The organism is Deltaproteobacteria bacterium (genome assembly GCA_009930495.1).
GTDB lineage: Bacteria > Desulfobacterota > Desulfovibrionia > Desulfovibrionales > Desulfomicrobiaceae > Desulfomicrobium.
Genome location: RZYB01000108.1, coordinates 1 through 9,459, shown reverse-complemented (window position 1 = coordinate 9,459; position 9,459 = coordinate 1). Strand labels below are relative to the sequence as shown.

Annotated in this window: 7 protein-coding genes and 1 pseudogene; 1 reads left to right on the top strand and 7 read right to left on the bottom strand. The window is 60.5% G+C overall.

Features of this window, described 5'->3' with window-relative positions; translation table 11 throughout:
* The 6 genes and pseudogenes from EOL86_09580 to EOL86_09555 form a co-directional block, all read right to left on the bottom strand.
* A pseudogene (locus EOL86_09580) lies at positions 1-196 on the bottom strand (efflux RND transporter permease subunit).
* A gap of 203 nt (positions 197-399) precedes the next feature.
* The gene (locus EOL86_09575) at positions 400-1,758 is read right to left on the bottom strand and encodes an SLC13/DASS family transporter (GenBank protein NCD25823.1); all 1,359 of its coding nucleotides are present in this window, start codon (positions 1,756-1,758) and stop codon (positions 400-402) included.
* Between the two features lie 400 nt (positions 1,759-2,158).
* Entirely contained in the window at positions 2,159-3,571 is a 1,413-nt protein-coding gene (locus EOL86_09570; protein ID NCD25822.1) for a sigma-54-dependent Fis family transcriptional regulator, read from the bottom strand.
* Positions 3,556-5,496, bottom strand: a complete 1,941-nt coding sequence (locus EOL86_09565; GenBank protein ID NCD25821.1) for a response regulator — start codon at positions 5,494-5,496, stop codon at positions 3,556-3,558. Before EOL86_09565 ends, EOL86_09570 begins: the two co-directional genes overlap by 16 nt.
* Positions 5,497-5,684: 188 nt before the next feature.
* Positions 5,685-6,278 (bottom strand): MarC family protein, encoded by a 594-nt coding sequence (locus EOL86_09560; GenBank protein ID NCD25820.1) that lies wholly within the window; start codon positions 6,276-6,278, stop codon positions 5,685-5,687.
* Positions 6,279-6,290: 12 nt separating this feature from the next.
* A complete protein-coding gene (locus tag EOL86_09555) occupies positions 6,291-6,899 on the bottom strand; it encodes a DedA family protein (protein ID NCD25819.1) in 609 nt (202 codons plus the stop codon).
* A gap of 232 nt (positions 6,900-7,131) precedes the next feature.
* On the opposite strand from EOL86_09555, the gene EOL86_09550 reads away from it, so the two are divergent.
* Complete coding sequence (locus EOL86_09550) at positions 7,132-8,274, top strand: integrase (GenBank protein NCD25818.1); 1,143 nt, start codon at positions 7,132-7,134, stop codon at positions 8,272-8,274.
* Positions 8,275-8,334: 60 nt separating this feature from the next.
* Here EOL86_09550 and EOL86_09545 read toward each other — a convergent pair whose 3' ends face one another.
* The gene (locus tag EOL86_09545; protein ID NCD25817.1) at positions 8,335-9,285 is read right to left on the bottom strand and encodes a transporter; all 951 of its coding nucleotides are present in this window, start codon (positions 9,283-9,285) and stop codon (positions 8,335-8,337) included.
* Positions 9,286-9,459: the final 174 nt, after the last annotated feature.

Sequence of the window (9,459 nt, the reverse complement as noted above, 5' to 3'; positions counted from 1 at the left end):
CGCACGGCGCCGGCCTCGACCACGGCGTTCTCCAGGGTTTCGCCCTGGTCCCGGCGCATGGCGATGAAATCCACCAGAATGATGGAATTGCGGACCACGATGCCGGCTCCGGCGATGAAGCCGATCATGGACGGGCCGTGAAGAACGCGCCGGCCATGGCGTGGGCCGGGATGATGCCGATGAACGAAAGCGGAATGAGGATCAGAAACATGGCGCGGGGCATGACGGACTCCACGGGGACCGAGGTGATACTCGCGACCTTGCGTGTACACTTCGGGCCAGGAGCAGTTCAACCCTGGGAACGGGAAAAACGTAATTTATTGAGAATAAAGTGTGATAAGGATGCGAGGGATGGGCAAAACCCCCTGCCCGGCCAAGGCGGCGGGCAGGGGCAAGGGTTCAGAATTTCCAGATCATGGGGATGAAGACCACGCACATGATGTAGCTGATGATCTGCAGCGGCCAGCCGGCCTTGAAATAGTCCATGAATTTGTACTTGCCGGGGCCCAGCACGATGGTGTTGGGCGGGGTGGCGATGGGGGTCAGGAAACAGGCCGAGGCGCTCATGGCGATGCCCATCAAAAGCGGCAGGGGCGAGACGCCGCCCTGCATGGCAATGGGCACGGCCAGGGGTGCCATCAGGGCGGCCGTGGCCGTGTTGGACATAAAGTTGGTGACAATGGCCGTCAGGCCACAGACCACGGCCATGAGCATGTACGGATCGCTGACCTGGGAGACCACGGCCGTGGCGATGAGCTTGGCCGCGCCACTTTTGTCCAGGGCCGCGGACAGGGCCAGGGTGCCGGCGAACAGAAAAATGGTTGTCCAGTCGATGGATTTGAAGGCTTCCTTCATGGTCATGCAGCCGGTGATGACCATGAGACAGGCGCCGAGCATGGCCGCCGTGACCAGAGGCATGAATTCCGTGGCCATGACCGCCACGACAAAGGCGAAGATGGCCAGGCAGATGCCCATTTTTTCCGGGCGTTTGACCTTGGGAACCTGGGTGGCCAGCTTTTCGTCCTGGTCCAGATCAAAACCGTTGCCGGTATCGGGTAGAAAGTTTTTCCCGATCAGGGCGAAATAAAGAATACCGACGATGGTCAGCGGGATACCGAACTTGGCGAACTCAAAAAAACCGAAGGGCTGGTAGCCTTCGCTGGCCATCTTGGACAGCACGGAATTGACCAGGCCGTTGGGCGGGGTACCGACCAGAGTGATCGCGCCGCCCAGGCCGGCGGCAAAGGCCACGGGCATGAGAATTTTTCCCGGCTTGATGCCGGCCTTGGCGCACATTCCCATGATCATGGGAATGGCCACGACCGTGGTCCCGGTGTTGGACAGAAAGGCGGACAGACCGCCGATGGCGATCATGGAGAAAAGAAGCAGCTTGACCTCGTTACCGCCGGACAACTTGACCGTGAGGGCGCCGACCTTGTCCGCGAAGCCCGTGACAAAGGTGGCCTCGCCGACCACGAACATGGCCATGAAGATGACCACCCATTCGTTGCCGAAATTGGCGAAAGCGGCCTTGGCCGGAATGATGTTGAAAATGCTCAGCGCCACGGGCACGAGCATGGCCGTGATGGGCAGGGGCACGAGTTCGGTGAAAAAGAGGATGCCGGCCACGCCGAGAATGGCCAGGGTGATGTAGGCGTTCATGACCGGAGGCTCGGCCGCCTCGGCGGCGGAGCAACAGGCGGCGAAAAGTACCATGATGATGGTGGGCACGATGATTTTCAACAATTTCTGAACCATGATCGTTGACCTCGATGCGTTGGGGTAAGGCATGCCCGGCTCTGGTGGAGGGGACACATCCATGAGTGGAAAATGACGCGGGCAATCGGTCCGCCGTGTTTTGGTCCGCCGTGCGGTATTTCCGGACACCGCGTTTCCGTTCACGACCTGAGTCCGGACGAAAAACCTCCTTGGTTACGGGTTGATGGTCAGCGGCTCCGCCACGCATGGCCGGGCCGCGCGTGGCGGAGCCCGTCCCCAAGCAGGGGCCGTGCCAGAGCCATCTTGAACAAGATAATTTTTTTAATTCGGACTGTTGTATAAATCCATCCAGGAATACAACAGCAGCCTTCCCGCGCCACGGGAAGGCTGTTTTCCTGTCGGGCAGGAAATGGAATCCGCGTCGGGACGAAGCGTGTTTTTATTTCTCGTTGGGGCGGGGAATCAGGCCGTGCTTCTTGAGCAGGGCGTAAAGGCGGGATTGGGACAGGCCGGACAAATGGATGGCGGCCTTGACATTGCCACCGGTGGAATCCAGCAGGCCGCGCAGATACTCGCTCTCGGCCCTGGCCCAGATTTCCTCGCGGTAGGATTGCAGCCGGGGGATGTCACCCGTGGCGGACACGGGCTCTGGAAGCCGATCCACGGCCTGGCTGGCGGCCATGCGTCGCCGGGCGACCTTGGCCCGAAGCGGCGCGGGCAGATGTTGGGGATAAAACGAAGGATCAAGACAGGCCACGGCCCGGACATGATCCAGGGCGTGGATCAATTCCCGAACGTTGCCGGGCCAGTCGTAGGCGTCCAGGGTCTCCAAAAAGTCCGGGCTGGGCGTCTTGGGCAGGCCGTCGGCGCGCGATTCGAGAAAATGGGCGGCCAACAGACGGATGTCGCCCGCCCGTTCGCGCAAGGGCGGCAGATGGATATGGATGCCGCGCAATCGATAGAGCAGGTCGTCCCGGAAGGTGCCGGCCTCGACCATGCCTTCCAAATCGCGGTTGGTGGCGGCCACGAGACGAAAATCACTCTTTTTTTCGTCCCGGTCGCCCAGGGAACGCACGGTCCGTTCCTGGATGGCGCGCAGAAAATTTTTCTGCACGGCCAGGGGCAATTCGCCAACCTCGTCCAGAAAAAGGGTGCCCTTGTCGGCCTGGGGAATCAGCCCGGATTGATCCTTTTCCGCCCCGGTAAAGGCGCCTTTCTTGTGGCCAAAAAGGATGGACTGGGCAATGCTCTCGGGCAGGGCGGCGCAGTCCACGACGACAAAGGGGCCGCTGGCGCGCGGACTGTTTTGATGAATGGCCCTGGCGAAAAGCTCCTTGCCAGTCCCCGTTTCGCCGGTCAGCAGCACGCCGGCCTCGCCCTGGGCGGCCAATGCGGCCTGGTCCAGGGCTCGAAGCAGGCTGGGGCTGGCCCCGATGATCCGCTCCCGGCTCAACTGGTCGCCCCGGACCCGGCGCACCTCGACCCTGGCCTCGCGATATTCCAGAGCGCGCTTCAGGGTCAGGGATATGCGCTGGATACTGTATGTTTTCTCGATGTAGTCCCAAGCGCCGTTGGAAATGGCCAGCTCGGCCCCGGCTGGATCGCCCTGCCCGGTTATGATGATGATTTCCGGCCGGGAAGGCTGGACCAAGAGCTCCCGAAGCATGGTCAGCCCATTGCCATCGGGCAGGCGGACATCGAGAAAAACGACGTCAAAGGACCGGGCCCTGGCCTGGGAGCGGCCGGCGGCCAGGGTGCCGACAGCGACCGCCTCGCACCCCATGCGTTTCACCGTCCGGGTCAGGACGTGACACATGGATTCGTCGTCGTCGATGATCAGAATCGTGGGCATGGGTCTCCCGACGGGCAAAAATCGCCCCCTCGGCGTTTGTCGAGCAGATCGCGCACGCCCTGACACACGTCCGCCGAGTCGAAAGGTTTCCGAAAAAATACCGCCACGCCCGCGTCGTCCAGATTCTGGGGCAGGCGGTGGGTCAAGTCCTCCTCCTCGAAGCCACTACATAAAATAATCGGTAGCCGGGGCCGCGCTTTCCGGATTTCGGCGATAAGCTCGACACCGGACATGCGCGGCATGACCTGATCGGTGAACACCAGGTCGAACCGGTCGGGGTCGTTCAAAAAAAGATCCAGGGCCTCGGCCCCGTCGGCCTTGGCGCTGACCGTGTATCCCAGGCGGGTAAAGAGCTTGGCCAGGGACAGGCGCAGATCGGCGTCGTCATCCACCACCAGCAGGCTTTCGCTTCCTCCCGGCAACTCCCGATGCCGGTCTTCGGTCAATTCATCCTCGGTCCGCCGGGCGCAGGGCAGAAGAACGTGAAACGTGGTCCCCTGATCTGGCCGACTGGCCACGGTGATGCCCCCGCCGTGCATGGTCACGATGCTTTGCGTCATGGACAGGCCCAGACCCGTGCCCCCGGAGGACTGCCGCGAGGTGAAAAAAGGTTCGAAAATTCGTTTTTGCACGGCCGGATTCATGCCCACGCCGTTGTCCTGGATCGACAGCCGGGCATGCAGGCCGGCCCGCAACCCCATGGTCTGGGCCTCGATGGCGTCGAGGTCGATGATGTCCAGACACACCGTGAGCACTCCCTTGCGGCCGCGCATGGCCTGCTCGGCATTGGTGCACAGATTCATGACAACCTGCAGCAGCTGGTCCGGATCGGCCGTGACCCAGATCTTTCCGCCCCGAATCTGGCGGCGGACCTCGACATTGGCCGGAATGACGGTCTGCACGAAGTCCATGCATTCCTCGACAATGCTGGCCAGATTCACGGTTCGGCGCGGGGCGTCGCCCGTGCTGCTGAACTTCTTGATCCGCCGGACCAGATTCTTGCCACGGTTGGCGGCCCTGGAAATCTGGCGCAAATCCTCGTGCAGCGCGTGGGAGGCCGGCAGATCGAGCATGGCCAGCTCGGCGCAGGACGAAATGGCGCCAAGCACGTTGCTGAAATCGTGGGCGATGCCGCCGGCGAAAATACCGATGGCCTCCATCTTCTGGGCCTGGATCAATTCGCGCTCCAGCTGGCGCCAGGGCTTGATGATGGACCGCGCCATGAACAGGCTGACCGGCAGGACCACGAGCACCAGGACCATGAGCACACCCCAGCCCACGGTCAGGATGGCCTGACGATGGATGCGGGCGAAAATCCCCGCGAATTGGTGCTGCTCGCGCTCGATATCGTCGATGTACAGCCCCGAGGCCAGCCAGATGTCGCTCCCTGGAATGGGATGGGCGTAAACCAGCTTGGTCCGGCGCTCGCTCTCGCCGGGCTTGTAAAAATCGTATTCGACGAAGCCGCCCCCGGCCATGGCCTTTTCGGTCAGTTCGCGGATGTACTTGCGGCCGGCGTCGTCCTGGATATCCAGACGGGCCTGGCCCTGGAATTCATGAAAAAACGGATGGACGACGTTCACGCCCCGTGTGTCGTAGGCAAAAAAATAGCCGTTGTCCTCGTAGCGGGCCGTGTCCAGGACGCGCCGCAACAGCTCCCGAGGATCCTGTCCCGGAGGCTGGGCCGCGAGCATTTGGCCCAAGGCTCCGCTCATGGACTGCACCGCCGCGATCAGGGTGCGCTGGCGGTCTTCGAGCATCATGCCCCTGGCCGCGTCCTGGGTTTCGCGCAGGGTCTTCCTGATGTGGTGCGTGTACACGACGCAAATGGCGCCGGCAAAAACAATCAGAAACACCAGCAGCACGGCGATGCGGCCGATGATGGAGGAACTGAGCAAGGGGCGGTAGGTGCGCAGGTTGAACATTGTCCGCCACGATAATCCAATTATTTGATATTCTTATAGGATTTGGTTTTTCTTAGCCGGAGTCGGGACGGAAGGCAAGGAGGTTTTCCTGTCTGGCGGGAATGGCGCGACACACCGCCAGGACGCCACATGGCGCCTGGCTGGTGTCCTCGAAACGCTTTGGGACAGGCCGGGACAACCCGGCGGATTTATCCGAGAAAATTCTTGATGCCGGTAAACACGATCTGGGCGGCCAGGGCCGAGAGGACCAGGCCGGTGATCTTGGTCATGATGGACAGTCCCACGGACCCGAGCAGTTTCTTCAGCACCCGGGCCGAGCGCAGGATGACACCGACGCACAGACAGGCGCAAAGCAGGGCGGCCGCGCCGATCAGCCGTTCCTTGGGTCCGCCCAGTTCCGCGCCAAGGATGAGCAAGGTACCGATGGTGGCCGGTCCGACCGTGATGGGAATGGCCAGGGGAACCACGGCGAAATCCATGTCCGGGGCCACTTCCTGGCTGGAACGCTTGCCCGAGACCAGGGACACCCCGGACAAAAAAAGAAGACTTCCCGCGCCGATGCGGAATCCATCCAGGGTGATGCCCAGGGTGGAAAAAATCGGATTACCCGCGAAATAAAGAATCAGACTGATAATACCGACGGACGCGGTGGTCCGGATGGCCACCCGGCGCTGATCGGCCTTGTCCATGTGCTCGGTCATGGACAGAAACACGCTCAACACGAAAAAGGGCGTCAGCAAAAAGAAAAGCTTGATGGCCAGGCTGATGAACAGATTAAGCATGACGGACTCCAATCAGGCCGCGGATTGACGCTTGCGGCGCTGGACAAGGATGTAGACGGCCAGGATCAGACCGCAGCCGATGATGGTCAGGGTCAGGGCCACGTGGGAATAGCGCAGGATCAACGCCTGATTTTCTCCGATGGCGTACCCGATGCCCGTGAGCACCGTGCACCAGATTCCCGCCCCGAGCAGGGTATAGAGGGAAAAACGCAGATGCCCCATCCCGGCCATGCCCGCCGGCAGGGAAATGAGATGGCGGATGACGGGCAGCAGGCGGCCGATGAATGTCGAAATCTCGCCATGACGAAGGAAAAAACGCTCCACGCGGCTGAATTTTTCCTCGCTGATACCCACGAAACGCCCGTACTTGAGCACCAGGGGACGCCCCAGGTAGCGCGCCGCGAAATAATTGGCGTAGGCCCCGACCAAACTCCCCAACGTGCCGCAGGCAATGGCCACCCAGGCGTTCATCTCGCCTCGATGGGCCAGATACCCGGCCGGCGGCATGACCAGTTCGCTGGGCACCGGCAAAATGGAACTTTCCATGGCCATGAGCAGAAAAATCCCCCCATATCCCATGCCGCCAACGGTTGCCAGCAGCCAGTCGATCAACTCGTGCATGTGCGCTCCATGGTCGCGAACGAAAAAATAACCGGCCGCGAGCCCGGTTTGCCCGTCCTTAGGGCCAGGGCAGGGGAAAGGCAAGAGGGCCGCGCCACCGGCATCCAGCCGTCATGAAAACCAATCACGTCCAGCCCCGAAAACGTAATTTTCTTGACCTCGACGCAAAAAACCATGCACAAGGCAGCGCATGGAGAAAGAAACACTCATGGACGGATTACCCTCATCCGTATTGGATAAAATCGACCAACTCGATCCGGATATACTTTTGGGGCTGTCGCAACGCGTCCAGTCCGAGTTGCATCGCCGCGGCCTGCCTAGCCAAGCGCCTCAAAGACGCTCCGGCCCCAAATCATCGCGCATGTTTCAGGTTCCACGGACGGTAAAATATCTGACCCAGGCACAAGTGGAGACCCTGGCCGTGTCTTTCCGAGCCTGGCTCCAGGCGGCGCGCGATGCCCGCACCACCCAGGCCAGAATGCGGATCTGGTTGCTTTTTTTGATTCTGCGCCACACGGGCATGCGCCTGGGCGAAGCCTTGGAGTTGGACGACCGCCAAGATTTTGATTTCGAACGCGGCGTGGTCCGAGTTCGGGGCGAGTCCACGCGCGAAATCCCCCTGCCCGTGGACGTGCTCGACACCTTGCGGCACTTTTTCGACAATCCCCTGAGCTCGACGCTGCGGGGACAGGTTTTCCATCTGGACCAGGGCTATGTCCGGCGCAAATTTTCCGAGCGCGGCGCCGGGACGGACATCCCGCGCGACCTGCTCAATCCCCGCGTGCTGCGTCATTCCCGAGCCGTCGAGCTCTTGCGCGGCGGAGTGCCCCTGGTCGTGGTCGACGCCATGCTTGGCCACCAGAGCCTGCCCCAGACGGCCCAATACGTCAGTTTTTCCGACGCCGACACCCGGCGCATCATGCACCATTACATTCATGAGGTTCATAAAATGAAAACATCGGCCAGAAACATGTTCGTCGGTCAAATCAGCGCCATCCGCGACGGCATGGTCTTGAGCGAAGTGGAGCTAACCACGGCCACGGGGCTCAAGGTTGTGTCCGTCATCACCAAGGACAGCTTCGACGCCCTGGGCTTGACCATGGGCACGACCGTCATCGCCACGGTCAAGGCACCGTGGGTGGTCTTGGTCAAGGAGGACCAAAAACTCACGACCAGCGCCAGGAACAAATTCCACGGCGTGATTTCCAAGATCAACCGGGGCAAGATCGCCGTGGACGTGGTGGTCGATCTGCCCGACGGGACCCAGATCACGTCGCTCATCACCGACGAATCGGCCAGCGGCCTGGACCTCAAGGTCGGCGACAACATCTGCGCCCTGGTCAAGGCCTTTTCCGTCATCCTGACCGTCGAATAACGACTATGTTCCCAAGAAACGGACCAGGGCCGGCGCGACGACGCGCCGGCCCTTTTTTATTCAGAAACGCACGGCGATCTTGGCCACCAATCTGTAGTCCTCGGTGGGTTGCGAGCCCTCCATGTCCCGGTACACGGACACGGGCAGGGCCAGACCAAGGACAGTGTTCCATGGCTTGATGTTCCAGCTCAGTTCCGGGCCAAGAAATATCAGATCACAGCCAGAATTGGGATCATGACCGATCACGCCGGGCGAAAGCTCCTGGGTGTTCTTGTCCTGATGGATCCCGTTCAAGGCCAGCCCGGCGGTCAAAAAGGAGTTCAGGGCGTAGCCGTAACCGAGATTATACAAAAACTGGTCTCCCTTTTCGATGTGATGCTCGCCCTCGGTGCCAAGAACATACATCAGCTGGCCATCAAGACGCGACCGCCCAAAAACGCGGGTCGCGGACATGGTCGCCTTGGGAGTCCAGGCTCCGGTTCCCAGTTGCAAAAAAGGGCCAAAATACGGTTGGGTGCCAAAAGAATTTTCGTTGTCGCAATCGCCGGTGGGTATTTCCAATCCCAGGCCCGCGGCCAGGGATAATGGCGCGCCATTTTTCTGGGACAAAAGTTGATACCGGACCATGAGTTGGATGTCGCCCAGACCGGAAACGTCGGACTCGTCGGTGGCGCCCTTCGCGTTTTCACGCTCGACGGTCTTGTCCCAGAGCGTACCCGTGGCCAAAACCTCGAATCCCGCCGGAAGCCCGGCGCGCAAGGTCAACTGTCCGGCATGCGCCGTGCGCCGGCGCTTGCCAAAGCCAGGATCATCCTCGGACGCACCCGTGAAGATCCGGTTTTGATCGAAATACGCGTATCGTCCGATAACAGCGAAACGCATTGGAGCGAAAACATTACCATCTTGCATGGTAACAGGAGGGAGAGGCTTGATGTTCGAGGAATCATCCGCATGTACAACGGACAAAAAAATCAGATACGCGGCAGCAAAGGCAAAAACAAATCGACGCATAATGAGCTCCTTGAAATAAAGATGGAGTCATTATACGCCGATTTTCTTCTTTTTATCTATCCTATCACGACTCTTGAATAAAGAGTGATCCAGACACAACTACATACTACATGGGCAAAAGCGTTCCCAGCCCATGATGCTGGCCGCGCCGGCGATGGTCGTGCCATAAAAAAT